This is a genomic window from Coriobacteriia bacterium (assembly GCA_014859305.1).
GTDB lineage: Bacteria > Actinomycetota > Coriobacteriia > Anaerosomatales > Kmv31 > Kmv31.
This window is the reverse complement of record JACUUM010000015.1, coordinates 13,059-36,732: the sequence shown is the minus strand read 5'-3', so window position 1 is coordinate 36,732 and position 23,674 is coordinate 13,059. Positions and strand designations below refer to the sequence as shown.

At 72.4% G+C, this 23,674-nt stretch carries 25 protein-coding genes; 23 read left to right on the top strand and 2 right to left on the bottom strand.

Annotated elements, in window-relative coordinates; translation table 11 throughout:
- Positions 1–85 precede the first annotated feature (85 nt).
- The 4 genes from def (at position 86) to glpX (ending at position 3,986) form a co-directional block, all read left to right on the top strand.
- Entirely contained in the window at positions 86–595 is a 510-nt protein-coding gene (gene def, locus IBX62_04085; GenBank protein MBE0476263.1) for a peptide deformylase, read from the top strand.
- Between the two features lie 53 nt (positions 596–648).
- The gene (locus tag IBX62_04080) at positions 649–1,572 is read left to right on the top strand and encodes a methionyl-tRNA formyltransferase (GenBank protein MBE0476262.1); all 924 of its coding nucleotides are present in this window, start codon (positions 649–651) and stop codon (positions 1,570–1,572) included.
- Positions 1,569–2,930, top strand: a complete 1,362-nt coding sequence (locus IBX62_04075; protein ID MBE0476261.1) for an antitermination protein NusB — start codon at positions 1,569–1,571, stop codon at positions 2,928–2,930. Before IBX62_04080 ends, IBX62_04075 begins: the two co-directional genes overlap by 4 nt.
- Before the next feature lie 84 nt (positions 2,931–3,014).
- Positions 3,015–3,986, top strand: a complete 972-nt coding sequence (gene glpX, locus IBX62_04070) for a class II fructose-bisphosphatase (protein ID MBE0476260.1) — start codon at positions 3,015–3,017, stop codon at positions 3,984–3,986.
- A gap of 58 nt (positions 3,987–4,044) precedes the next feature.
- On the opposite strand, the gene IBX62_04065 is transcribed toward glpX, so the two are convergent.
- On the bottom strand, positions 4,045–4,323 hold the full coding sequence (locus IBX62_04065) for a hypothetical protein (GenBank protein ID MBE0476259.1): 279 nt from the start codon (positions 4,321–4,323) through the stop codon (positions 4,045–4,047).
- 126 nt (positions 4,324–4,449) lie between these two features.
- On the opposite strand from IBX62_04065, the gene IBX62_04060 reads away from it, so the two are divergent.
- The 5 genes from IBX62_04060 (at position 4,450) to IBX62_04040 (ending at position 10,112) form a co-directional block, all read left to right on the top strand.
- Positions 4,450–5,634 carry a PASTA domain-containing protein gene (locus tag IBX62_04060; GenBank protein ID MBE0476258.1) on the top strand — a complete coding sequence of 395 codons (1,185 nt, stop codon included), beginning with the start codon at positions 4,450–4,452 and terminating at the stop codon, positions 5,632–5,634.
- The gene (locus tag IBX62_04055) at positions 5,631–6,665 is read left to right on the top strand and encodes a peptidoglycan DD-metalloendopeptidase family protein (protein ID MBE0476257.1); all 1,035 of its coding nucleotides are present in this window, start codon (positions 5,631–5,633) and stop codon (positions 6,663–6,665) included. Before IBX62_04060 ends, IBX62_04055 begins: the two co-directional genes overlap by 4 nt.
- Before the next feature lie 279 nt (positions 6,666–6,944).
- Complete coding sequence (thiT, locus tag IBX62_04050) at positions 6,945–7,526, top strand: energy-coupled thiamine transporter ThiT (GenBank protein MBE0476256.1); 582 nt, start codon at positions 6,945–6,947, stop codon at positions 7,524–7,526.
- Positions 7,523–8,197, top strand: a complete 675-nt coding sequence (locus IBX62_04045) for a thiamine diphosphokinase (protein MBE0476255.1) — start codon at positions 7,523–7,525, stop codon at positions 8,195–8,197. Before thiT ends, IBX62_04045 begins: the two co-directional genes overlap by 4 nt.
- A gap of 112 nt (positions 8,198–8,309) precedes the next feature.
- Positions 8,310–10,112: a GAF domain-containing protein gene (locus IBX62_04040; protein MBE0476254.1), complete on the top strand. Its 1,803-nt coding sequence runs from the start codon at positions 8,310–8,312 to the stop codon at positions 10,110–10,112.
- Between the two features lie 66 nt (positions 10,113–10,178).
- Here the strand turns inward: IBX62_04040 and IBX62_04035 are convergent, their stop codons facing one another.
- Positions 10,179–10,370 carry a 50S ribosomal protein L28 gene (locus IBX62_04035; protein MBE0476253.1) on the bottom strand — a complete coding sequence of 64 codons (192 nt, stop codon included), beginning with the start codon at positions 10,368–10,370 and terminating at the stop codon, positions 10,179–10,181.
- Positions 10,371–10,564: 194 nt separating this feature from the next.
- Between IBX62_04035 and IBX62_04030 the strand changes: the two genes are divergently transcribed.
- The 14 genes from IBX62_04030 (at position 10,565) to IBX62_03965 (ending at position 23,674) form a co-directional block, all read left to right on the top strand.
- Positions 10,565–10,783 (top strand): DUF1858 domain-containing protein, encoded by a 219-nt coding sequence (locus IBX62_04030; protein MBE0476252.1) that lies wholly within the window; start codon positions 10,565–10,567, stop codon positions 10,781–10,783.
- Complete coding sequence (locus IBX62_04025; protein ID MBE0476251.1) at positions 10,762–11,124, top strand: Asp23/Gls24 family envelope stress response protein; 363 nt, start codon at positions 10,762–10,764, stop codon at positions 11,122–11,124. Before IBX62_04030 ends, IBX62_04025 begins: the two co-directional genes overlap by 22 nt.
- 14 nt (positions 11,125–11,138) lie before the next feature.
- Complete coding sequence (locus tag IBX62_04020; GenBank protein ID MBE0476250.1) at positions 11,139–12,761, top strand: DAK2 domain-containing protein; 1,623 nt, start codon at positions 11,139–11,141, stop codon at positions 12,759–12,761.
- 37 nt (positions 12,762–12,798) lie between these two features.
- Positions 12,799–13,647: a DegV family protein gene (locus IBX62_04015; GenBank protein MBE0476249.1), complete on the top strand. Its 849-nt coding sequence runs from the start codon at positions 12,799–12,801 to the stop codon at positions 13,645–13,647.
- Positions 13,648–13,652: 5 nt separating this feature from the next.
- On the top strand, positions 13,653–15,749 hold the full coding sequence (gene recG / locus IBX62_04010; GenBank protein MBE0476248.1) for an ATP-dependent DNA helicase RecG: 2,097 nt from the start codon (positions 13,653–13,655) through the stop codon (positions 15,747–15,749).
- On the top strand, positions 15,746–16,330 hold the full coding sequence (gene rsmD / locus IBX62_04005; protein MBE0476247.1) for a 16S rRNA (guanine(966)-N(2))-methyltransferase RsmD: 585 nt from the start codon (positions 15,746–15,748) through the stop codon (positions 16,328–16,330). Before recG ends, rsmD begins: the two co-directional genes overlap by 4 nt.
- Positions 16,327–16,818, top strand: coding sequence for a pantetheine-phosphate adenylyltransferase (gene coaD, locus IBX62_04000; protein MBE0476246.1), 492 nt, complete (start codon positions 16,327–16,329; stop codon positions 16,816–16,818). The genes rsmD and coaD overlap by 4 nt, the downstream gene beginning before the upstream one ends.
- 12 nt (positions 16,819–16,830) lie before the next feature.
- Positions 16,831–17,307 (top strand): ATPase, encoded by a 477-nt coding sequence (locus IBX62_03995; protein MBE0476245.1) that lies wholly within the window; start codon positions 16,831–16,833, stop codon positions 17,305–17,307.
- Positions 17,304–17,891 carry a DUF177 domain-containing protein gene (locus IBX62_03990; protein ID MBE0476244.1) on the top strand — a complete coding sequence of 196 codons (588 nt, stop codon included), beginning with the start codon at positions 17,304–17,306 and terminating at the stop codon, positions 17,889–17,891. Before IBX62_03995 ends, IBX62_03990 begins: the two co-directional genes overlap by 4 nt.
- A gap of 134 nt (positions 17,892–18,025) precedes the next feature.
- Positions 18,026–18,202 carry a 50S ribosomal protein L32 gene (gene rpmF, locus IBX62_03985; GenBank protein MBE0476243.1) on the top strand — a complete coding sequence of 59 codons (177 nt, stop codon included), beginning with the start codon at positions 18,026–18,028 and terminating at the stop codon, positions 18,200–18,202.
- Between the two features lie 50 nt (positions 18,203–18,252).
- Positions 18,253–20,361: an acetate--CoA ligase family protein gene (locus tag IBX62_03980; protein ID MBE0476242.1), complete on the top strand. Its 2,109-nt coding sequence runs from the start codon at positions 18,253–18,255 to the stop codon at positions 20,359–20,361.
- On the top strand, positions 20,358–21,422 hold the full coding sequence (locus IBX62_03975; GenBank protein MBE0476241.1) for a phosphotransacetylase family protein: 1,065 nt from the start codon (positions 20,358–20,360) through the stop codon (positions 21,420–21,422). The genes IBX62_03980 and IBX62_03975 overlap by 4 nt, the downstream gene beginning before the upstream one ends.
- 61 nt (positions 21,423–21,483) lie before the next feature.
- Complete coding sequence (plsX, locus tag IBX62_03970) at positions 21,484–22,485, top strand: phosphate acyltransferase PlsX (protein MBE0476240.1); 1,002 nt, start codon at positions 21,484–21,486, stop codon at positions 22,483–22,485.
- Between the two features lie 121 nt (positions 22,486–22,606).
- On the top strand, positions 22,607–23,674 hold the full coding sequence (locus IBX62_03965) for a ketoacyl-ACP synthase III (protein ID MBE0476239.1): 1,068 nt from the start codon (positions 22,607–22,609) through the stop codon (positions 23,672–23,674).

Here is a 23,674-nt window from a genome sequence, read left to right as displayed (position 1 = left end):
CGGGGCGTGTAGAATGTGTGGCCGGCGGGGTATCCCCGCAAGCACGCGCCGGCGCAGCCGGCCTGCCGACACGGACCGTGAGGCGATGAGGATACTGAGCCACCCGAACCCTGTGCTGAAGCAGCGCGCCGAGGAAGTGGACCCGCCCGGCGACGCCTCGCTGGGCGAGCTCGCGGCGGAGATGGGGCGCACGATGCGGGAAGCGCCGGGCGTCGGCCTCGCCGCGCCCCAGATCGGCGTGTTGAAGCGCGTGATCGTCTTCGACGTGGACGAACGTGTGATCGCGATGTGCAACCCGGTCGTCGTCGAGCGCTCGGAGGACCAGGAGGTCGACGAGGAGGGCTGCCTGTCGCTTCCGGGTATCACGGTGCCGGTACCGCGTTCCGTCCATGTGGCATGCGAGGGGCTGACGGTCGCAGGCAAGCCCGTCCGCATCGAGGGTCAAGGGTTGCTGGCCCGCGTGCTGCAGCACGAGATCGACCACCTCGACGGCACGCTGATCCTCGACCGGGCCTCGCCCGAGGACCGCAAGGCGGCGCTCAGGCGCTACAACGAGCTGTGCGCCTCCGCGGAGGCCCCGGCCGAAGGGACCTGATCGACACCGGGACCGGACCTGGCGGCTGGTCGAGCCGCCGGGGAAGGAGGGGGATGCGCGTCGTATTCATGGGCACTCCCGCGTTCGCTTTGCCCTCGCTGCGCGCGGTGGCCTCCCGCCACGAGGTCGCCGCTGTGTACACGCGTCCCGACAAGCCCTCGGGCCGGGGCAGGACTCCGACTCCGTCCCCGGTCAAGACCACCGCCGAGGAGCTCGGTCTCGCGGTGGTCCAGCCCCCGACGCTTCGCGACCCGGCGGAGACGGAGCGGCTCTCCGCGCTGCGCCCGGACGCCGTGTGCGTCGCCGCTTACGGGCTGCTGCTGCCGGACGAGATCCTCGCCGTGCCGCCGCTGGGCTGCGTGAACGTGCACGCGTCGCTGCTTCCCGAGTACCGGGGGGCTGCTCCGGTCCAGAGAGCGATCCTCGAGGGCGCCGAGCGGACGGGGGTCACCATCATGCGTGTGGTGAGAGAGCTCGACGCCGGTCCGTACGCCGCGCGCGTCGAGGTCCCCGTCGGGGACGCCGACGCCGCGGCGCTCTCGGGCGCGCTCGCCGAGGCCGGTGCGGCGGCGCTCGTCGCCGTGCTTGGCGAGATGGAGCGCGGGACGGTCGTGTGGGTCGCGCAAGACGAGACCCGCGCGACGTACGCCCCGAAGGTCACAGCCGAAGACGTCGCGCTCCACCCTTCGCTTCCGGTCGACGCCGCGCTGCGCCGCGTCCGCGCGTCCACCGCCAGCGCGCCGTGCCGGGCGCTCGTCGGGCAGAAGCGTGTCGTGGTGGTCGCCGCGGCGCCCTCCCCCGAGCGGCTCGCTCCGGGAGGCGTGTCCGCGACCCGGGACGGGCTGCACCTGGGGCTGGCCGACGGCGCCCTGCGGCTCGACCGCGTCCGGCCCGAGGGCCGCGGGGAGATGGACGGCGCCGCGTTCGCCCGAGGAGCGCGTTTCCCGCCGGGCGCGACCTGGGACAGCTGGGCGTGAGCGTCGCGCCGGCCCGCGCGGCCGCCCTGGAGGTCCTCGGCGAGGTCCGCCGGCGACACGGGTACGCGCCGGCGGTGCTCGAGGCCGTGCTCGACAGACGCGGCCCGGGGCCACGGGACCGCGCTCTCGCGACCCGGCTGGCGTACGGCACGCTGCAGGCCGAGGGCGTGCTCGACGAGGCCCTCGAGCGGTTCCTCGACCGTCCCGGTTCCGTCGAACCGAAGGTTCGGGACGCCCTTCGCCTGGCCGCCTACGAGCTGCTCTTCGCCCGCACGCCGCCGCGCGCCGCGGTGAACGAAGGGGTCGAGGCCGTGCGCCGCGCACGGCGGGAGGCAGCCCCCATGGCCAACGCCGTGCTGCGGCGGCTCGCGGAGGAGGCCCCGTCCTTCCCATGGGGCGACCCCGCGAGCGACGACGGGGCCCTCGCGCGCGCGACGGCGCATCCGCGCTGGCTCGTCGACTCCCTCATCGCCGACCTCGGGCGCGACACCGCGTCGCGCGTGCTCGCCGCGCACTGCGAGCCGGCGCCCCTGTACCTCGCGCACAACCCCTTCAGAGGCGGCTTCGAGGCGCTGGTCGCCTCTCTCAGCGAGGACGGCGCCGAACCCCGGGCTTGCGACCCCATGGGCTGCGTTCTTTGCGCTTCGCCGAGCCACGGGGTGCGCTCGCGCGCTCTCGCCGAGGGCCTCGCGGTCGTGATGGACGCAGCCGCCCAGGTCGCGCCGCTCGTCCTCGGCGCCCTGCCCGGAGAGGTGGTGGCCGACCTGGCCGCGGGCAGGGGAGGCAAGACCATGCTGGTTCAGGCGCACGCGGTCGCTGCGGGCGGCCGCGCCCGCCTGTTCGCGCTCGACGTCCACCCGTTCAAGGTCGAGGTGCTCCGCGGGCGGATGCGCCGGCTCGGGGTGCCCGGAGTCACGGCGCTCGTCGGGGACGCGACGGATCCCTCCTCCATAGAGGGGTTGCCGGCCGCCGGCGGACTCGACAGGGTGCTGCTGGACGCGCCGTGCAGCAACCTCGGCACGCTCAGGCGCCATCCCGAGAGGCGGTGGCGTCTGCGCCGCGACGACCTCGAGCGGCTCTCCGGGCTCCAGTCCCGGTTGCTGGCCTCGGCGGCCTCGCTTGTGCGGCCGGGCGGCGTTGTGGTGTACTCGACCTGCAGCATCTCCCGCATCGAGAACGAGGACGTCGTGGGGGCCTTCCTCGCAGGGGAGGGGAAGGGGTTCTTCGCGCGGCCGCTCGGGGGCGCCGTCCCGGCCGGGATGCGCCGGTTCGTCGCCGCGGAGGGATGGTTCCGGTCCCTTCCGGAGCGGGACGGACCGGACGGTCACTTCGTCGCCGCCCTGGAGCGCGCATCCTGACACGCCTCGGGCGCGGGTCGGGCGCCGGCGCCGGAGGCGGCCGGCAGGCCGGGCGGGTGCCCGCGGGGTCGAGGAGGGACACGCATGCGGAACACCCGGATCATCGAGATGCTCGAGGTCACCGAGTGCGCGGCGCTGGCTGCAGGACGCTGGATGGGCAAGGGTAGGAAGAACGACGCGGACCAGGCCGCGGTCGACGCCATGCGCAAGGCGCTCGCGGAGATCGACATCGACGGCGAGATCGTCATCGGCGAGGGGGAGCGCGACGAGGCGCCGATGCTCTACATCGGAGAGAAGGTCGGGCGCGACGGCGGGGAGCCCATCGACATCGCCGTGGACCCCCTCGAGGGGACCAACCTCACCGCCCACGGGCAGCCCAACTCGCTCTCGGTGCTCGCGTTCGGCCCCCGGGGCACGCTGCTGAACGCGCCCGACACCTACATGTACAAGGTGGCCACGGGACCGCGCGCGGCAGCGGGGGTGCACGTGGACGCATCGCCGGCGGAGAACGTGCGCGCGGTCGCTCGGGCCCTCGACAGACCCGTCGAGGACATCGTGGTGTGCGTGCTGGACCGCGATCGCCACGAGGACCTGATCCGCGAGATCCGAGAGAGCGGGGCGCGGATCCGGCTGATCTCCGACGGCGACGTCTTCGGATGCGTAGCCACCTGTATCGAGGGCACCGGCATCCATCTGTATCTCGGCATCGGCGCGGCCCCCGAGGGCGTCCTCGCCTGCGCCGCGATCAAGGCGATCGGCGGCGGGTTCATGGGCCGGTTCGAGTTCCGCAACGCAGACGAGCGGGCTCGCGCGGAGAAGATGTCCAAGTGCGACATCGACGGGGTCCTGGACATGGACTGCCTCGTCAACACGGATGAAGCCGCCTTCCTGGCCACAGGGGTGACGGACGGGGAGATGCTCCGGGGCGTGCGGTACTTCGGCACCGGCTCGCGCACGCACTCCCTGGCCATCGACGGCGGCAGCGGCAACGTTCGCTTCATCGAGACCGTCTACCGCCGCAAGGGCGCGGAACCGTTCTGGGTCCGGATGGACTGAGGCGTCCCGCCGCCGCGGTCGTCCGACACGCGGCGGCTCGGCTTCGTCCTCGGCGGGCCTACTCCACCGCGGATGCGGGACAGGAGGCGCACTTGTCCGAGCCGGCCTCGGCGCCGGCGCATCCGCTCTCCGCGGGGGCGGGCTCACCGGCGTCGCTCTTCCGGCGGTAGTCGGTGTTGTGGAACCCGGACCCTTTGAAGACGACGCCGACGGGGGTGAACAGCCGCTTCGCCTCGGCACCGCAGGCGGGGCAGCTCACGTCGGACGCGTCCGACACCGGCCGGACGACCTCGAACGTCTCCCGGCACGCCTTGCAGCGGTAGTCGTATGCGGGCATGTGCATGCACTCCTCACGACGGTGCGCTTCGACGGTGCCGCAGGAGACGGCACGACTGGTGAGCATACCCAGCAAGGCCGCTGCCGACAAGGGCCACCGGCCGCGGCCACTGCTATAATCCGCCACATGGGACACAGCGACTCCGCCGGGAGCGGGACGGGCGAGCACGAGACCCGGACCCCCGCCGAGGACGAGGCGCCGACGGCGCCTCGGGCCGCCGACCTCTCCAGCATACCCCCCTCGCAACGCGGGATCCGCAGGCGGCCGCTCGTGCCGCTGTGGGCCGCCGCGGTCCTCGCGGCGGCCGTCCTGGCGGCGGCGGGTGCCGTGGCGGCCTGGCAGTTCCTCGGGGGCCGGACGGTCGAGGTGCCGCCGGTCACGGGGCTGGCGTACGAGGAGGCCGCCGACCGGCTCTCCGCCGCTGGACTCACGCCCCGAAGGGGTGACGAGCGCTTCTCGCCCGAGTTCCCCGAGGGCACCGTCGTGGAACAGGTGCCCGCGGCTGGCGCGAGGCTGCGGTCGGGTGCCGAGGTCGTCCTGGTCGTCTCCGCCGGAACGGAGACGTTCCTCATGCCCGACGTGGTCGGCCGTCCGCTCGAGGACGCGCGCCGGCTCCTTACCCAGCGCGGCCTGGCCGTGCGGGTGGAGGTCGTGCAATCGGAGGCCGCCAGCGGGACTGTCGTCTCCACCGTGCCGGCCCCCGGGGCGACGGTCACCACCTCCGATGTCGTGCGGCTCACGGTGGCCGGCTCGGGGAGCGCGTCCTCGGCGCTGCTGCCCTACCGCATGGAGGGGCTCTCCTTCGCGATCGATCCGACGCCCGTGGCCACCGGTACCCTCGACGCCCCGCTCGAGGTGGCGCGCCGGCTGCGCTCCCTGCTTGAGGCCTCCGGCGCCACGGTGACCGTGACGCGATCGCTCGCCGACCCGGAGCCCTCGGCGCGCGCCCGCGCTCGAACCGCCGCCGAGGCCACCCCCACCGCGCTGGTCGGACTCGGAGTCGCAGCCCGAGGGGAGGGCGGCGTCGCCGTGATCCTTCCGCCGGCGGCCGAGGGGCGCTCCGCCTTCCAGTCCGACTCGGAGGCTCTCGCCCAGCGCATGGCGGCCGAGCTGCGGGGCGAGCGCAGGGTCGTGACGGTCCTGACCGAGAGGGACGCGGTGATATCCCGCGTCCCCGCCCCCGGCGCGCGGGTCCGCCTCGGCTCCGCGGGCTCGCGCGAGGATGAGCTCGCCTTCCGCGACCCGCGCTGGACCGACGAGATCGCCCGGGCCGTCTACCGTGCCTTGGGGGAGGTGTTCGTACGCCGATGAGCCTCCGGTGCCGACCCCCCTCGTCTCGCCTGCGCGCTCGTCTCGCGCTCGCGGTCTGCATGCTGCCGGCCGTCGCGCTCGCGGTCGCCATCCCTGCGGGAGCCGCCCCTGCGACGGACAAGGCACGCGACGAGTTGCGGGTCCTGCAGGCCGAGGTGCGCAAGGCCGGCCGCGAGTACGACCGTGCGTTCTGGCGCCTCGACGAGGCGCATGTACGCGAGGCCCGTGTCGAGAAGAGGCTCGAGAACACGACCGAGGAGCTCAAGCATGCCCGAAGGGTCCTCGGCGAGCGGGTGGGTGCCATGTACCGCAACCAGGGCCCGGGGCTCATCGCCGTGCTACTCGCCTCGGAGGACTTCTCCGACCTGGTCAGCCGCATGCAGTTCTTCCAGCGCATCGGCACGGCCGACGCCGCGGCGATCGAGGAGGTCGCCGCATTGCAGGCGCGGCTCGAGCGTGAGCGCAGGGAGCTCGAGCGGGAGACCGACTCCCGGCGCGACGCGGCGCGACGGCTGCGTTCGGAGCGCGACCGCCTGGAAGAGCGCCTGAGCTCGAAGCAAGCGGAGTACGACAGGCTGATGCGCAAGGCGCGTGCGTCCTCGGTCTCCCGCGGCGCCGCGCGCGGCCCCGCAGGGCCCAACGGGATGGTCTTCCCCGTGCAGGGCCCGCACTACTACTCGGACACCTGGGGCGCCTCCCGCTCCGGCGGCAGGCGCCGCCACCAGGGCACCGACATCATGGCCCCTGCCGGGACCCCGTGCGTCGCCGTGCTTTCGGGGTCCGTCTCGGCGCGCGCCAGCGGACTGGGGGGCCTGTCGATCCACTTGACCGCGGACAACGGCTGGCGCTTCTACTACGCGCACCTGAGCCGGTACGCCGTCACCTCGGGAAGGGTCTCGGCAGGCCAGACGATCGGATACGTCGGATCCACCGGCAACGCGTCGAGAGGAGCGCCGCACCTTCACTTCGAGATCCACCCGAACGGCGGGGCGCCCGTCAACCCGTATCCGTACCTGCGCGCCATGCAGTAGACGTCTTCGGCGGCGGGCGCTCGTCCCCTCCGCCCGGACCCGCGGCGTGTCGGCGCATACCCTTGCCCCGAGGTGTCGCTTGTGACACCATGCCTCACACGACAAACCGTATCGGGAGCTGCGCAGGCGGCTGAGAGGCGGTCGTTCCGCGACCGCGACCGAGACGACGGCGCCGGTAATGCGGGGCCGCATCACGGCTGAGGGGCTCATCCCCTCATCTCCCACCTTCGGCTCCCCCGACCGGTTCGCCCGCGGGCGGCGCCGGGAAGGGAGGACGTCATGGCAGGCATGCGTACCAGGATGTTCGTGGAGGCGGCGCTCACGCTCGCGCTGGCGGCGGTGCTGAACCGCCTGCCCGTTTTCCAGATGCCCTTCGGCGGCAGCGCCTCGCTGGACATGCTGCCGCTCGTGGTCTTCGCGGTCCGCAACGGCCTCCTGCCGGGCCTCACCGCCGGGGCGGCCTTCGGCTTCATCGACTACATGATGGAACCGTACTTCGTCCACTGGATCCAGGTCGGGCTCGACTACCCCGTCGCCTTCGGCCTGGTGGGACTCGCCGGCTTCGGAGCGTGGGCGTGGAGGGAAGGGCGCGGCGCCCGGCGGCCCGCGACGACCCTCGCATGGGTGCTCGCTGCGGCGCTCCTCGGCATCCTCGGAAGGTTCGGCGCCCACTTCGTCTCCGGGGTGGTCTTCTTCGCAGAGTACGCGCCCGAGGGGCAGCCCGTGTGGCTGTACTCGCTTCTCTACAACGCGAGCTACATCGTACCCTCGGCCGTGGCCGTCCTGGCCGCAGCCGCACTGATCCTGCCGGCCGTGGAACGCGTCGTCCCCACTTCGCCCGGCGGACCTGGGGCCCGATGAGGGCACTCGTCGTAGGAGCGGCGCCCGAGCCCGGCCGGGAGGCCTTCTACTCCGAGCTCCTCCGCGATGCCGAGCGCGTGGTGGCGGCCGACGGAGGGTCGGCTCTGGCCCTTGCGCTCGGCAGGAAGCCCGACGTCGCGGTCGGCGATTTCGACTCCTCTCCGCCGGGCACGATGGAGGCGCTGTCCGCGGCGGGGGTCCGGGTCGTCGGACACCCGTCGGTCAAGGACGAGACCGACCTGGACCTCGCGGTCTCCGTCGCGCGGGCGGACGGCGCCGCGGCGGTGACCCTCACCGCGGCGTTCTCCGCCCGCCTCGATCACACGCTCGCCGCCTTCGGCACGCTGCTGCGCGCCTCGGACCTCCTCGCCGACGTGCAGGAGCCCGGTTTCTCCGCTTGGGTCGCGGGAGGCCGCCGGCGGGTCCTCTCCCTGACGGCCCCCGCCGGCGCGACGGTCTCGGTCATCGCCCCCGGGGGTGCATCCGGCGTCACGCTCGAGGGCTTCGCGTACGCGCTGACGGACGCGTCCCTGGAACCGATGTCCTCCCTCGGAGTGAGCAACGTGACGACGGGGGAGCCGGCGATCGTGAGAGTGCGGGGAGGGTCCGTCATCGTGATCGCCAACGCAGAGGCGGGCCTCGGGAGGGTCCGGCTGTCGGAGGAGCGCTGAATGCTACCTTGGGATGATGTGACACGTGTCACACGCGCTACTCCCGACCGGTGCAAGGACGGGCCGCATTCCGGATATACTCTTCTCGAGGGGCAGGGAGGACCCGCATAGCGTGAGATCTACCCATAGACGAGTCCTCGCCGCCGCGGTCGTCGCATCCGCGACGGGCGTCGCCGCGTGGGCTCTTTCCACTCCCGAAGCCGGCTTGGCGACCGCAGCGCTCGCGTTCTCGGTCCTCGTGGCCTACCTGGCGCTCCGTGTGGGACGTGCGCGGCCGGATGTCGAGGGGTCGCGACCGGTGCCGGTGGGGCGCGTCTCGCCGGATGCCGCGGCGTCCGTGCCCGGCGCACCACCTCCGCCCGAGCGCCCCCCGAGCCCCGACATCCGGGCCCCGCGTCGCCTGGACTGCCCCGCCGTCCTGCAGGCGCTCCTCGACAACGCCCGCGCGGCCGGCCCCTCGGGCGCGGCCCACCTCTGGCTCGAGGACCCCGCCACCGACACGCTCCGGCTCGTCTCGGCCGTGGGCCCCCTGTCGCCGGCCCGGGAACCGGTACCGGTCGAGGGCGGTCCTCTCGGAGACGCCCTGGCCGGCGGCGTCGCGACGCTGGAGGAGGTCTCCCGATCCCACGACCAGCAGGGGGAGACGCGGCTATGGCGCTACGCCGTGCCTGTGCTGGCCGGCGACGCACGCGGCGTGGCGGCGATCGACTTCGCTTCCCCCGGGCCGCCCGATACCGACCTGCTCAACCGCGTGGCCGCGGTCATGCGTGGCCCGCTCGCCGGCTGCCTGGCGGTCCACCTCGCCCGGCAGCAGACGCAGACCGCCGAGATCCTCCTCGAGATGGCGCGCGAGCTCTCCCGGCTGCTCGACCCCGAGGAGGTCGTCTCCTCGGCGTTGGCCAAGGCCATGGCGCTCTCCGAGGCGATCACCGGCAGCGTGATGCTCCTCGACGAGCATACTGGCCATATGCGGATCGCCGCCGCCCGAGGCCTCCCGCGCGAAGTGGTGGAGACGACCGAGGTGTCCGAAGGCGAGGGCATCGCCGGCTGGGTCCTTGCGAGCCGGCAGCCCCTGCTCGTGGAGGACCTCCAGGGCAAGGGCCGCCATGCACGGCGGCACGGGGTGCGCTCGGCCATCTCCGTCCCGATAGCCGACGAAGACGGCATCCTCGGCGTGTTGAACGTCGGCAGCGGGACCTTCCCGGCACGGTTCACGTCGTCGCACACCGCGGCGCTCGAGGTGCTCGCACGTCAGACGGCGGCGGCGCTGCGCAACGCTCGCGCCGTCTCATGCGCACGAGAGGTGTACTTCGCCACGCTCAAGGCGCTCGCCCTGGCTCTCGAGACCAAGGACCCCTACGCCTCCGGCGCGACGGAGCGCGTGCTGCACTACGCGTCGGCGATCGGGCGGAGAATGGGCCTGGACGACTCCGAACAGCACGCGCTCGAGATCGCCGCGCTCCTGCACGACATAGGCATGAGCGCCGCAGGCGACGCGCTCATCGTGGCCGACCGGCCGCTGTCCACCGTGGAGCGCGGCATCCTCAAGATGCATCCGGTCCTGGCCGCCGAGATCCTCGAGCAGGCGCCGGCGCTGCGCGAGGTCGTCCCGATCGTCTACCACCACCACGAGTGGTACGACGGCCGCGGGTACGTGGGCGGCCTGTCGGGCGCGAGCATCCCCCTCGGGGCCCGGATCCTCGCGGCCGCCGACGCGTTCGTCGCGATGACGTCGGAGAGGCCCTACCGCCGCCGCGCGTTGTCCACCCGCGACGCGCTCGAGGAGCTCCAGGACAAGGCCGGCACGCAGTTCGACCCTGACGTCGTGGCGGTCTTCCGCGACGTCGTCGTCGGCGAGGGGGGCCACCCGCGCAACGGCGAGCCGCGGCTTCAGGGCCGCCCACGCCCCGCCTGAGGGAGTACGGCGAAGCCCTCCACAGGAGGGCTTCGGGACGGCTTCGGACTGCTCGGGGAGGCCGCCTCAGAGCGAGCGGCGCACCTTCCCGGCCTTCAGGCACTTCGTGCAGACGTTGACCCTCTTGACCGTGCCGTCGACGACCGCGCGCACCTTCTGCACGTTCGGGCGGATGACGCGGTTGGTGACGCGATGCGAATGGCTGACGTTGCGACCCGCAGAGGGGTGCTTGCCGCAGACGCTGCACACTCTCGACATGATCCCGACTCCCGTCGCTGGCGGTCGCCCGCCCGTCGGACCCTGGGCAAAGCTCAACAATACTACCACGCCCCCGGGCGTCCGGCAAGGAGCCCTCGCGAGGACGGGACGTTCGGAGCGGCGGGCCATTCCGATATACTGAGGGCGCCGCGCCGGGGCGACCGGTGACGCCGTGCGACGCGAGGAGGACGTGTATGGCGAGGTTCAGCGCCGACATGCTCATATCCGACGTTCTCGCGAGCGAGCCGCGCGCGGCTCGCGTGTTCGCCGCGCACGGCTTGCCCTGTCCTTCGTGCCTGGCCGCGGAGATGGAGACCTTGCTCGCCGTCGCATCCGTGCACGGCGTACCCGTCGAGACGCTCATCGCGGACCTCGAGGCGCTCCCGGAGGCGTGCAGGGAGGGGGAGTCGTGAGCCAGGTCCCGGGCACGATCAACATCGCGAACGACGTGCTCGCCGACCTCGCGGGCTATGCCGCCCTGGAGTGCTACGGCGTCGTGGGGATGGCCAGCCCGACGCTTCGCGACGGCGTCGCCCAGGCGCTCTCCCGAGACAAGCTGCGCAAGGGCGTGTCGGTCAAGACGCACGGTGATGCCGTCCGAATGGACCTCTACGTGATCATCGAGCACGGCACCAACCTCACCGAGGTCTCCCACAACCTCTCGGAGCGGGTGCGCTACGTGCTCACCAAGATGGCGGACGTGAAGGTCGATGCCGTCGACGTCCACGTCCAGGACGTCAAGGTGCGCAAGTAGCCGGCGGGGAGACCATGGCGACCGAGAACCCGACGCGCGATGCCGTCACCTTGGTGACCGCGGCCGTCGACGCGCTCAAGGCCCGCAAGGACGACGTCGACAAGCTCAACGTGTTCCCGGTGCCCGACGGCGACACGGGCACCAACATGTCGCTGACCATGGACGCCGTCGTGACCGAGTTGGCGAAGCTCCCGACGGAGCCGTCCCACGGCGCGGTCTGCCACGCCGTCACGCACGGGTCCCTCATGGGCGCACGCGGCAACTCGGGGGTGATCCTCAGCCAGATACTGCGCGGTCTGTGCGAGGTGGCGGGTTCGAGCGAGCGCCTGACGCCGGCGGTCGTCGCCGAGGCGCTGGAGCGCTCCGCCGTCGTGGCCTTCCAGGCAGTGCGCAAGCCCGTCGCCGGCACCATCCTCACAGCTCTGAAGGACTCCGCCACGGCGGCCCGGAGAGCCGCCGACGAGGGCCGCGACGTCGACGGGGTGCTCACGGCTGTGGTCTCCGAGGTCTTCGCCTCGGTGCGCCGAGGACCGGACCTGCTGCCGGTGCTCAAGGAGAACGGCGTCGTCGACGCGGGTGGCTTCGGGCTGGCGATCATGATGCAGGGGTTCGCCGAAGCGTGGGAGGGCCGCTCGCTCCACGCGCCGGTGGAGGAACTCGCCAGGCCGACCCCGGAGCTCGCCGTCGGCCAGGCCGAGGACTGGGACGACGAGGAGTACCTGTACTGCACCGAGTTCCTGCTCTTCGGCGACGGGCTGGATCGCGACGCCGTCCATGCGAGTGTGTCGGCCGCGGGCGGCTCGGAGCTGGTGGTGGGCGACCCGGAGACGCTCAAGGTCCACGTCCACACGGACGACCCCGCCGCCGTGCTGGCCTACGCCACCGGTCTCGGGGAGGTGGCGGACGTGCACGTCAACAACATGCGCCGCCAGTCGGCACGGCGGTCGAGGGTCCTCGCCCAGGAGGCGGCGCTCGGCCCGGCGAAGCCGATGGGGTTCGTCGCCGTGGCGGCGGGCGAGGGACTGGCCTCCATCCTCGGGAGTCTCGGCGTGGACGAGGTCGTCTCCGGGGGTCAGACGATGAACCCGTCGACGGCTGAGCTGCTCGAGGCGGCGAGGCGCGTGAACGCCGAGCACGTCGTGATCCTGCCGAACAACCGCAACATCGTCATGGCCGCCCGGCAGGTGGCCTCGCTCACCGACATCCCGGTCCACGTGGTCCCGACCATGTCGGTGCCCCAGGGGTTCGCCGCCATGATCGCGTACGACCCCTCGTCGGATCCCGACCGGATCGTGGCCGCGATGACCGACGCGGCCAAGGCCGTGCGCACCGGCGAGGTGGCGATGGCCGTCAAGGACGCCCGGGGCAAGGCCGGAGAGATACGCGCCGGACAGGTCATCGGGGTCGCCGACCACGAGGTCGAGGTCGTAGGCGACGACATCGCCGAGGTGAGCGGGCGGCTGCTGGACGTGATCGCCGGCGACGGGGAGACGCTCACGCTGCTCGCGGGGGCCGACCTGGAACCGGAGCGCCTGGAAGAGATCGCGGCGCGTCTGGCGAAGGCGCACCCGGAACTGGAGGTCGAGGCGCACATCGGCGGCCAGCCGTTGTACCCGCTGATCATGTCGGTCGAGTGAGCATCCGCCTCGAGGCCCGCACGGAAAGGAGCACGCCATGACAGTCGGTATCGTCTGCGACAGCACCGCCGACCTTCTGCCCGCCTACCACGAGGAGCACGACGTACTCATGGTGCCGCTGAAGGTCCGTTTCGGCGAGGAGGTCTTCGAGGATTGGCTGGAGCTGCACCCCGAGGAGTTCTACGAACGCCTCGCCGCCTCCCCGGAACCGTCCAAGACGTCCCAGCCCTCCCCGGCCGAGTTCGAGGCGGCCTACCGGCGACTGGCCGAGCGCGGGTGCGACTCGATCGTCTCGATCCACCTCTCGACCGCGCTGTCCGGGACGCACGAGTCCGCCGTGCTGGCGGCGGCCTCGTCCCGGGTGCCCGTCCATCTCATCGACACCAAGCTCGTCAGTCAGGGGACGGCGCTCGTGGTGCGCGCGGCTGTCAGGGCGCGCGATGCGGGAGCGACCGGCGAGGAGGTCGCCGATGCCGCACGGCGGGTCACGTCCGAGACGCGGCTGTTCTTCGTGCTGGATACCCTCGAGTACCTGGTGAAGGGCGGCCGTGCCGGGAAGGCGGCGGGACTCGCCGCCGCGCTGCTCAACATCAAGCCCGTGCTGCGCCTCGACGAGGCCGGCGAGGTCGCGCCGTTCAAGAAGGTCAAGGGCTTCCGCAAGGCGCTCTCCGAGCTCGCGGCACACGTGGCGGAGGACGCGGCGGGGCGGCCGGTCCGCCTCGGGCTCCTCCACTCCTGCGCCCCCGAGCGGGCCGAGGAGCTGCGCCAGGCGCTCCTCGGGGCCGGCGTCCGCGTGACTGAGGAGGAACCGGTCCTGGTCGGAGCGGTGATAGGCACGTACGCGGGCCCGAACGCGGCGGGCTGCGCCTACTACCCGGAGGCCTGAGGGGCTTGACGGGAGCGGGCGCACGGGCGCACGCGCTGGCCGCCTGGGAACGGCCGGCGACCGAGGTGCGCTTCGTCGATGCGGACAGGGCCGAGGCGCTCGGCCGCCTTGGCATGAGCACCGTCCGCGACCTGCTTGAGCACTACCCGTTCCGCTACCTCGACCTCACCTCCACGCCCAGGCTCGCGGCGGCGAGGCACGGCGAGGAGGTCACGGTCACGGGCCGAGTCCACGACGTGAAGCTGAAACGGCCGCGGCGGCGCCTGTCCGTGGTGGAGGTCGCGATCGTCGACGGGACCGGCGTGCTGCTCGGCGTGTGGTTCAACCAGCCCTACCTCGCGCGACGGTTCGCCGTCGGCCAGCGCGTCGCCTTCGCCGGCAGGGTCGATCTCGACTTCGGCCTCAAGCAGATCCGCAACCCCTACGTCGAGCGGCTCGACGAGGAGACGGCGACGGCCGGCCGGGTCCTCCCGGTGCACCGGGCCACGGAGGGCGTGTCCACCAACTGGATGCGGCGGCTCGTGAGAGAGGCCCTCGACGCGTTCGGCGACGTTCCCGACCCGCTGCCGGCGCACCTCAGGCTCGACCGCGACCTGGTCTCCAGGCGCGCGGCCCTCCGCGGTGTGCACTTCCCAGCCTCGCTCGCCGAGGCCGAGCACGCGCGGCGGCGGCTCGCCTACGAGGAACTGCTCGTGCTGCAGATCGGGCTCGCGCTGCGCCGCCACGCGGCGGTGGATCGTCCGGGGCACGTCCACGCCGCCGACGGCCCGCGACTGGACGCCCTGCGACAGGCCCTGCCCTTCACGCTCACCGCCGACCAGAGGCACGCGGTGGCCGACGTGCTGGCGGACATGGCCGCAGCGGCGCCGATGAACCGCATCCTGCTGGGCGACGTCGGGACGGGTAAGACCGCGGTCGCCTCCTTCGCGCTCGCCGCGGCCACCGACAGCGGGACGCAGGCGGCTATGATGGCGCCCACCGAGGTGCTCGCGGCCCAGTACGCCCGCAAGGTCGGCCCGCTGCTCGACGCGGCGGGCGCACGGTGGGCGCTGCTCACGGGCTCCACCCCTGCCGCCGAGCGCAGGGAGGTCCTCGGCCGTCTCGAGCGCGGAGAGCTCGACGTCGCGTTCGGCACGCACGCGCTCCTGGAGGAGTCCGTGACGTTCGCGCGGCTGACGCTCGCCATCGTCGACGAGCAGCACCGCTTCGGCGTCTCGCAGCGCCTCGGCCTGCGCGGCAAGGGCGAGTGGGCGGACCTGCTGGTGATGACCGCCACGCCCATCCCTCGCAGCCTCGCTCTCACGCTGTACGGCGACCTGGACGCCTCGTACCTGCGCGAGCGCCCCGCCGGCCTCGACCCCGCCGAGCACGTCACGACCGAGGTCGTGGGCAAGACAGGCCGGGAGGGCGCCTACGCCGAGGTGCGCCGCGAGGTCGCCGCGGGGCACCAGGCGTACGTCGTGTGCCCGCTGGTGGACGAGTCCGACGCGGCGGAGGCCACGGCCGCGACCGCGGAGGCCGAGCGTCTGGCCGGCGTCGTCTTCCCCGAGCTGCGCGTCGCCCTGCTGACCGGCCGGATGCGCCCGGTGGAGAAGGCCGACGTGATGGACCGCTTCCGCGCGGGGGAGGTCGACGTGCTCGTGTCGACCACCGTCATAGAGGTCGGCGTAGACGTCCCCAACGCCACCGTGATGATCGTCGAGGACGCCGAGCGGTTCGGACTCTCGCAGCTCCACCAGCTCCGGGGCCGCGTCGGCCGCGGGGCGGCCCCGGGGCGCTTCCTGCTCTTCGCCGACCCCAGGACCGAGGAGAGCCGCCGCCGCACGGAGGCGATAGCATCCACCACCGACGGCTTCGCGCTTGCCGAGGAGGACCTCCGGCTGCGAGGAGAGGGGCAGGTCCTCGGCGAGCGGCAGCACGGCATGCCCCAGCTCAAGCTCGCGTCGGTGCTGACCGACGTCGAACTGCTCGATGCCGCGCGGGCCGACGCCGCCGCCGTCGTGGGCGGCGATCCGCGACTGGGACGCCCGGAGCACCGCCCGTTGGCCGAGGAGGTCCGCGCACGCATCGAGGCGGCGTGGGAGTGGGTGAGCAGCGGATGAGGATCGTCGCGGGCCGGTGGCGGGGGCGGCGCCTGTCGGCGCCGCGGGGACGCCTCACACGCCCGACGTCAGACCGGGTGCGCGAGGCGGTGTTCTCCGTGCTCACGTCGCAGCTGGGCCCCGACCTTGCCGCCGCCGGCGTGCTGGACCTCTTCGCCGGCAGCGGCGCTCTCGGCCTCGAGGCGCTGTCCCGCGGTGCCGCGGCGGCCACCTTCGTCGAGCGCGACCCGGCGGCGCTGATGGCGCTGCTGGCCAACATCGAGGCCTTGGAGGCGGGGGGCAGGGCGCGCGTCGTGGCGGCCGACGCAGCGGCCGCGGTACGGCGGCCGCTGCCTGGGGCGCCGTACTCGTTGCTCTTCCTCGACCCGCCGTATAGGATAGAGCCCGCCGAGGTCGGGAGAGCCGTCGAGCACCTGGCGAGAGCAGGGGCTTTGAAGCGCGGCGCCGTCGCGGTGTGGGAGCACGCCGCGGAGAGGCGACCGGAGTGGCCGGGAGGGTTCGCGCCCGAGGAGCCCAGGCGCTACGGCCGGACGTCTGTCGCGATCGCCGCCTACACGGGAGGGGCAGGGACGGACTCGTGAAGCGTGCCGTGTGCCCGGGTACCTTCGACCCAGTCACCTCGGGGCACGTCGATGTCATCGAGCGGTCGTCGGCGATATTCGACGAGGTGATCGTCGCGGTCGCCTTCTCCCCGGACAAGGGCGGCGGGCCGCTGTTCGGCATCGACGAACGCGTGGCGTTCATCCAGGCGGCCGTCTCGCACCTCCCTAACGTATCGGTGCGGCCTTTTGATACTCTCTTGGTGGACCTCGCGAGGGAGCTCGAAGCGACCGCCATCGTCAAGGGATTGCGGGCGGTCACGGACTTCGAGCGGGAGTTCCAGATGGCGCAACTGAACTACCGTCTCGAGCAAGGGGTCGAGACGATGTTCATCATGGCCATACCCGAGTACATGTTCCTCAGTTCGTCGGCAGTCAAGGAGATCGCCCGCCACGGCGGACCGGTCGAGGGGCTCGTGCCCGAGGCCGTGAGAGAGGCGCTCGCCGCCCGATACGGGCGGCCTCGGTAGGAGGTAGCGAACGTGGACATCATGGCGCTCATCGACCGCATCGAGGAGATCGTCGACAACGGACGCTCGCTGCCGTTCTCCTCGGCCAAGATGGTCGACCCCGACAAGGTCTACGAGATCATCGACGAGATACGGGCGCAATTCCCCGACGAGCTCAAGCAGGCACGCTGGATCGTCAAGGAACGCCAGGAGATGCTGGAGGAGGCCGAGAAGGAGGCCAACCGCATCCTCGAGGAGGCGCGCGACCGCGCCCAAGCCATCGCGAGCGAGCAGGAGATCGTGAAGCTGGCGGAGAGCCAGGCCGCGGAGATCCTGGACAACGCCAGGTCCCGCGAGCGCGAGATCAGGCTCGGCGCTGAGGACTACGCCGACGAGATGCTCGCCAACCTCGAGGTGAACCTGGGTAAGCTCCTCACAGCCGTGCAGCGCGGCAGGGACCGCCTCCAGGGCAAGGTAGGGGGTCCCGGCGGGGGAGGCCAGCGAGGGTGACCACCGAGACATACCCTGTCGACCTCGGCGCCCTGCTCGACGAGTTGGGCGCCGAGCGCGTGATAGAGGACGAGGTCGAGCTCGCGGAGTTCACGGTGGGCGACGTCACCTTCGTCCCCGAGGGACCCGCCGCTTTCGGCGTCTCTCTCACGAACACCGGGGCGGGCGTCGTGGGTGACGGCTGGGTGCGCGAGGCGGTTCGGACCGAGTGCTCTCGATGCCTCGTGCCGTGCTCCCTGGAGCTGGCTGGGACGTTCGAGGCGTTCTACGTGCGGCCGGGACAGGAGGAGGGCATCCCCGAGGAGCAGGAGTACGAGGTCATCCGGGAGGGCCGGGTCGACCTGGGGCCGGCGCTGCGCGCCGCCCTGGCCATCGAAGCGCCCTTCGCGCCGCTCCACGACCCGGAGTGCGCGGGCATCTGCCCGACGTGCGGCGCCGACCGCAACGTCGAGACCTGCTCCTGCCCGGAGGAGGCTCGCCCCGACAACCCCTTCGCGGTGCTTCAGCGCATCCTCCCGGAGCGGCAAGGAGCGGGGGCCGGCGGCGGCGGGCAGGGAGGGACGGACGAACCGCACGGCGACTGACCCGAGCCGCATCCCGACCACGTCTCCGCTTGGTCCGGCCGCGACCGCCTGTGGTATCATCCTCGTCCGTGTCCCGACTGAAGGTCCACGCCGGCCAGAGGCCGAGCGATCCCGTGAAGAGAGGTCCGAGGATCATGCCCGTCCCCAAGAGGAAGACGTCCCGCGCCGTCCGCGACGCCCGCAGGGCCACGCACCGCCTCGAAGGTCCGGGGCTCTCGGTCTGCCCCCAGTGCCGACAGCCCAAGCTGCCCCACCGCGTCTGCCCCGAGTGCGGGTATTACAACGGCAAAGAGGTCATAGAGACCGAGTAGCGCGCTAGCGGGCGCCGCACGGCGCGGCGCAAGGGGGGGAGGCCAGGCGCGTGCTGGAGGGCTTCTTCAAGCCGCGTTCCGTCGCCGTGGTCGGTGCAGCCCGGGAAGAGGGCAAGGTCGGCCACATCGTGTTCGACAACCTCCTGTCCGCCGGCTTCATCGGGCCGGTGTATCCGGTGAACCCCCGCGCGGCCGAGATCCACGGGCACGCCACCTATCCGACACTCGCGTCGCTGCCCCGACCTCCCGACCTCGCCGTCATCGTGGTCCCGGCCGCGTCCGTGCTCAACGTGGTCGAGGAGTGCGGGCGGCTCGGAGTGCCGGCCGCCGTCGTGATCTCGGCCGGCTTCAAGGAGAGCGGGCCCGAGGGCGGCGCTCTCGAGCGCGATCTCGTCCGCGCCGCACGCGCCGGCGGGGTGCGGATCCTCGGCCCGAACTGCCTCGGCCTGATCTCGACCGCCGCTTCGCTGAACGCGTCGTTCGCCCGCGGGATGCCGCCCGCGGGCTCGATCTCCTTCATGTCGCAGTCCGGCGCCTTGGGCACGGCCATCCTGGATTGGGCCCAGGGGCGCGGCGTGGGCCTGGCCGACTTCGTCTCCCTGGGCAACAAGGCCGACCTGGACGAGACCGACCTGCTGAGGGCGTGGCGGGACGAGGAGGACACGAACGTCGTCGTCGCCTACCTGGAATCCGTGGCCGACGGGCGGTCGTTCGTGGAGGCCGCCGCCGACCTCGTCGCGGTCAAGCCGCTGCTCGCGCTCAAGTCGGGGACGTCGGACGCCGGCGCCCGCGCGGTCTCGTCGCACACCGGCAGCCTGGCCGGCTCCCGCACGGCGTACGACGCCGCCTTCCTCAAGGCGGGCGTGATCCAGGCCGGCAGCGTCCAGGAGCTGTTCGACCACGCGCTGGGCTTCGCGACCCAGCCGTTGCCGTCCTCGCGGGGCGTGGCGATCCTGACCAACGCCGGCGGCCCCGCCGTCATGGCGACGGACGCCTGCGACCGCGTCGGCGTCGCGGTCGCGTCCCTGGACCACTCGACCATCGACACGCTGCGCGCGTCCCTCCCGCCTGCCGCCGCGCTGTACAACCCCGTCGACGTGCTGGGCGACGCCGGGCCGGAGCGCTACGCGGCGGCGGCGGAGGCGCTGGTGGCCGACGACGACGTCGGCGCCCTGCTGGTCATCCTCACGCCGCAGGCGATGACGGACGCTCCGGGGACGGCACGCGCCGTGTCGCGAGTGGCACGGGAGAGCGGTATCACGACGCTGACCTGCTTCATGGGGGACCCGTCGGTGGAGGAGGCCCGTGCCCTCCTGAGGGACGCCGGTATCCCGGACTTCCCGTTCCCCGAACGCGCCGTCGCGACACTGGCCGCGATGCAGCGCTACCGCGACCACCTGGTCGAGCCGCGACCCGAGGAACCGGCGGTCGCCGGCGACAAGGAGGCCGTGCGCGCGGTGCTGTCCGGCGGCGGCACGGACGGGCACTCCTTCATCACGGGGGAGACGGCGGCGAGCGTGGCCGCCGCCTACGGCATCCCGGTCCCGGAGGGTGCGGCGGCGGCGGACGTAGGCGAGGCGACGCGCGTCGCCGAGCGCATCGGGTACCCGGTCGCGGTCAAGGTCGACAGCCCCGACATCCTCCACAAGTCGGACATCGGGGGCATCCGGCTGGGGGTGGCCGACGCGGAGGAGCTCGCGGAGGCCTACGAGGACGTCCTGGCGCGCGCACAGCGGCACATGAGGGAGGCCGTGGTGCGCGGCGTCCACGTCCAGAGGATGACCCCGCCGGGGCGCGAGGTCATCATCGGGGTCAACCGCGACCCCCAGTTCGGGCCGCTGCTCATGTTCGGCCTGGGAGGCATCTACGTGGAGGTCTTGCGCGACGTGACCTTCCGCCTCTGCCCCGTCTCGATCCGCGACGCCCACCGCATGATCAGCGAGATCCGCGCTTTCGGCCTGTTGCGTGGAGCGAGGGGAGAGCCTCCCGCGGACCTGGACGCGATCGCAGAGGCGATCGTCCGCGTCTCCGCCCTGGTCATGGACTTCCCCGAGATCGTAGAGCTCGACATCAACCCGCTCATGGCGCTCCCGAAGGGATCGGGCGCCGTCGCGGCGGACGTTCGTATCGGCGTCTCTACCGAGGAGGCGGCAGGATGAGGACCGTTATCGTCGCATCGACCAGACCCTATTCGGGCAAGAGCGGGGTGTGCCTCGCGCTCATCCGCGAGCTCTCCGACCGCGGGGAGGCTGTGGGCTACTTCAAGCCCTTCGGAACGATGCCTGTGACCGTGGACGGCACTCTCACCGACGCCGACGCCGCCTACATCAATTCCACCCTCCGTCAGCCGGCCCCGAGGGCCGACGTGTGCCCGATGGTCCGCACGCGCTCGATGATCGACGACGTCACGGAGGGCCGCGCCGGCAACGTGCCCGAGCGGGTCCGAGAGGCCTTCGACCGGTGTGCCGCCGACCGGGACGTGATGGTCGTCGAAGGCCCGTCGGACGTGTTCGAGGGCCGCGCGGTCCAGCTTTCCGCCTGCCAGCTCTCGGATCTGCTCGAAGCGCGGGTGCTGCTGATCGACAAGCCCGAGCGTGCGGACCTCCCCGACGGTGTGCTCGGAGCGCTGGACTGCCTTGGCGAGCGGCTCGGCGGCGTGCTGTACAACTGGGTGCGAGAGTCCGACATCGGCTTCTTCCGCGACCACGTCGCGCCCTTCCTCGGGTCGTGCGGCGTGCGGGTCTTCGGCGTGCTGCCGCAGGACCCGCTGCTCTCCTCGGTTCGGGTCACCGAGATAGCCGAGGACCTCGGCGCCACGGTGCTCTCCGCCGAGGACCGCCTCGAGGAGCACGTCGAGACGTTCATGGTCGGCGCGATGGGGCAGGACAAGGCGCTGCGCTTCTTCAGGCGCAGGGGCCGCAAGGCGGTCATCACGGGCGGCGACCGCGCCGACGTCCAGCTGGCCGCGCTCGAGACGTCCACCCGCTGCCTCATCCTCACCGGGAACCTGCCGCCCAGCCCGCTCGTGCTCGCCCGCGCCGAGGACCTCGGGGTACCCATGCTGCTCGTGGACATGGATACGCTCGCGGCCGTCGAACGCATGGAGCGCCTCATGGGGCGGGCTCGCCTACGCGACCCCGAGAAGGCTGGTAGAATACGCCGGATGCTCCTCGAGGGCACCCCGTTCGAAGAGATGCTCTCGGAGCTGACGCGCCCATGAGGGGGAGCCCGGCCCGGAAGGACGGCCGGTCCGCGTACCCGACGCCCTGGAGAGGGGCCCGATGACCTCAGGACGGCCGGTGACGGTCGCTGTGGACGCGGTGGGCGGCGACGAGGCCCCCGCCGCCGTCCTGGCCGGGGTCACGGACGCCCTGGAAGCCGACCCCGCCCTCACCGTCGCGCTCGTCGGGCCCGAGGGGGTCGTGGCACCGTTCGAGGACGGGAACGAGCGCCTTCTCGCGGTCGCGGCCGAAGAGGTCATCGGGATGGACGAGCAACCCGCGGCGGCGGTCCGCGCCAAGAAGGCCTCCTCCATCGTGGTGGGCTGCCGACTGGTCGCCGAGGGGGTGGCGCAGGCGTTCTTCTCTGCGGGGAACACCGGAGCCGCGATGACGGCAGCGACCCTGGTCATGGGCCGTGTCGAAGGTGTGGCCCGTCCTGCCATCGCCGCGGTGATCCCCGCGTCCGACCGCCCGGTCGTGCTGCTCGACGTCGGGGCGCAGGCCGACGCCAAGCCGGAGAACCTCGTGCAGTTCGCGCACATGGGCGCCGCGTACGCGGACATCGTCCTCGGCGCGGTCAACCCGAGGGTCGCCCTCCTCAACATCGGCGAGGAGCCGTCGAAGGGCTCTTCGCTCACGAAGGCGGCCTACGAGCTGATGAGCGCGCAGGTGCCGGGCTTCATCGGCAACGCGGAGGGGCGGGACATCCCCGCGGGGCGGGCGGACGTGATCGTCACCGATGGCTTCACCGGCAACGTGTGCCTCAAGCTCCTCGAGGGGCTCGCCAAGTCGCTCCTGTCGCAGGTGCGCGACGCTATGACGGCCAACCTGCCCGGCAAGGTGGCGGCGAGCGTGCTGAAGCCCTCGCTGCGGCGGCTCAAGGAGCGCATCGACCCGGACACCTACGGCGGCGCCCCGCTGCTCGGGGTCGCCGGCGTGTGCATAATCGGCCACGGGAGCTCAGGGCCCAGAGCCGTCTCCTCGGCGTTGCGCGTCGCCGCCCAGGCGGTTCGAGGGGACCTCCCCGGCCGCATCTCCGAGGCCGTCTCCGAAGCCGGCTGAGCACGCGCCGCCGCTTCCTTTGCCCGCCTGGGACGAACGTGTACACTACACGGAACCTCGTGCCCCACGGCCGCCCCGCCGCCCGTCGGGCGACCCGTCGCGGAGGAGAGACGCGCATCCAGTGACGCACGCCGCAATCATCGGTGTGGGCTCATACCTGCCATCCCGCCGGCTCACCAACGCGGACCTGGAGCGCATGGTCGAGACCTCCGACGAGTGGATCGTGACCCGGACCGGCATCCGGGAACGGCGCCTCGCCGAGGAGGGGCAGGCGACCAGCGACCTGGCCGCCGAGGCGGGCACCGCCGCGCTGGCCGATGCCGGCGTGTCCCCCGACGAGGTCGACCTGCTCGTCGTCGGCACCTCCAGCCCCGACATGGTGTTCCCCTCCAGCGCGTGCCTCGCCCAGGTCAAGATGGGTCTACGCTGCGCCGCGCTCGACGTCAACGCCGCCTGCACCGGATTCGTCTACGCGCTGCACCACGGCACGGCCGCCATCGAGTCGGGCCGAGCGCGCACGGTGCTCGTGGTGGGCGCCGACGCCCTCACGCGCCACTTGGACTTCGACGACCGCTCCACCTGCGTGCTCTTCGGTGACGGCGCTGGAGCGGTGGTGCTGCGCGCGTCGGAGGAGCCCGGTGTGCTGGGCATCGCGCTCGGCGCCGACGGAGGCGGCGCCGAGATGCTCAAGATCCCCGCGGGGGGTTCCGCTTTGCCGTGCACGACCGAGCGTTGCGAGCAGGGGCTCCAGTACGTCAAGATGGCCGGGAACGAGGTCTTCAAGTTCGCCGTGCGCGTGATCCCGAAGGTCACCAACGAGGCGCTCGCGGCCTCGGGGCTCAGTCCCGCCGACATGCGGTGGCTCATCCCGCACCAGGCCAACCAGCGCATCCTCGACACCGTGGCCGAGCGTCTCGGCGTCCCCTCCGCCTGCGTCTTCTCCAACGTCTCGATGCTCGGCAACACGTCGGCGGCCTCGATACCTCTGGCTATCGACGAACTGTATACTGGCGGCGACCTTGTGCCTGGGGACGTCCTCGCGCTGGTCGGCTTCGGGGCCGGCGTGACCTGGGGAGCGGCGGTCGTCCGATGGACGAGGGGCGCCTCGGCTCGGTCGGCCGTGTCGGTGCTGAACGGGGCCGATGCCGCCTCCCACCCGGTCAAGGGATCACCGAGCAAGGAGGCATAG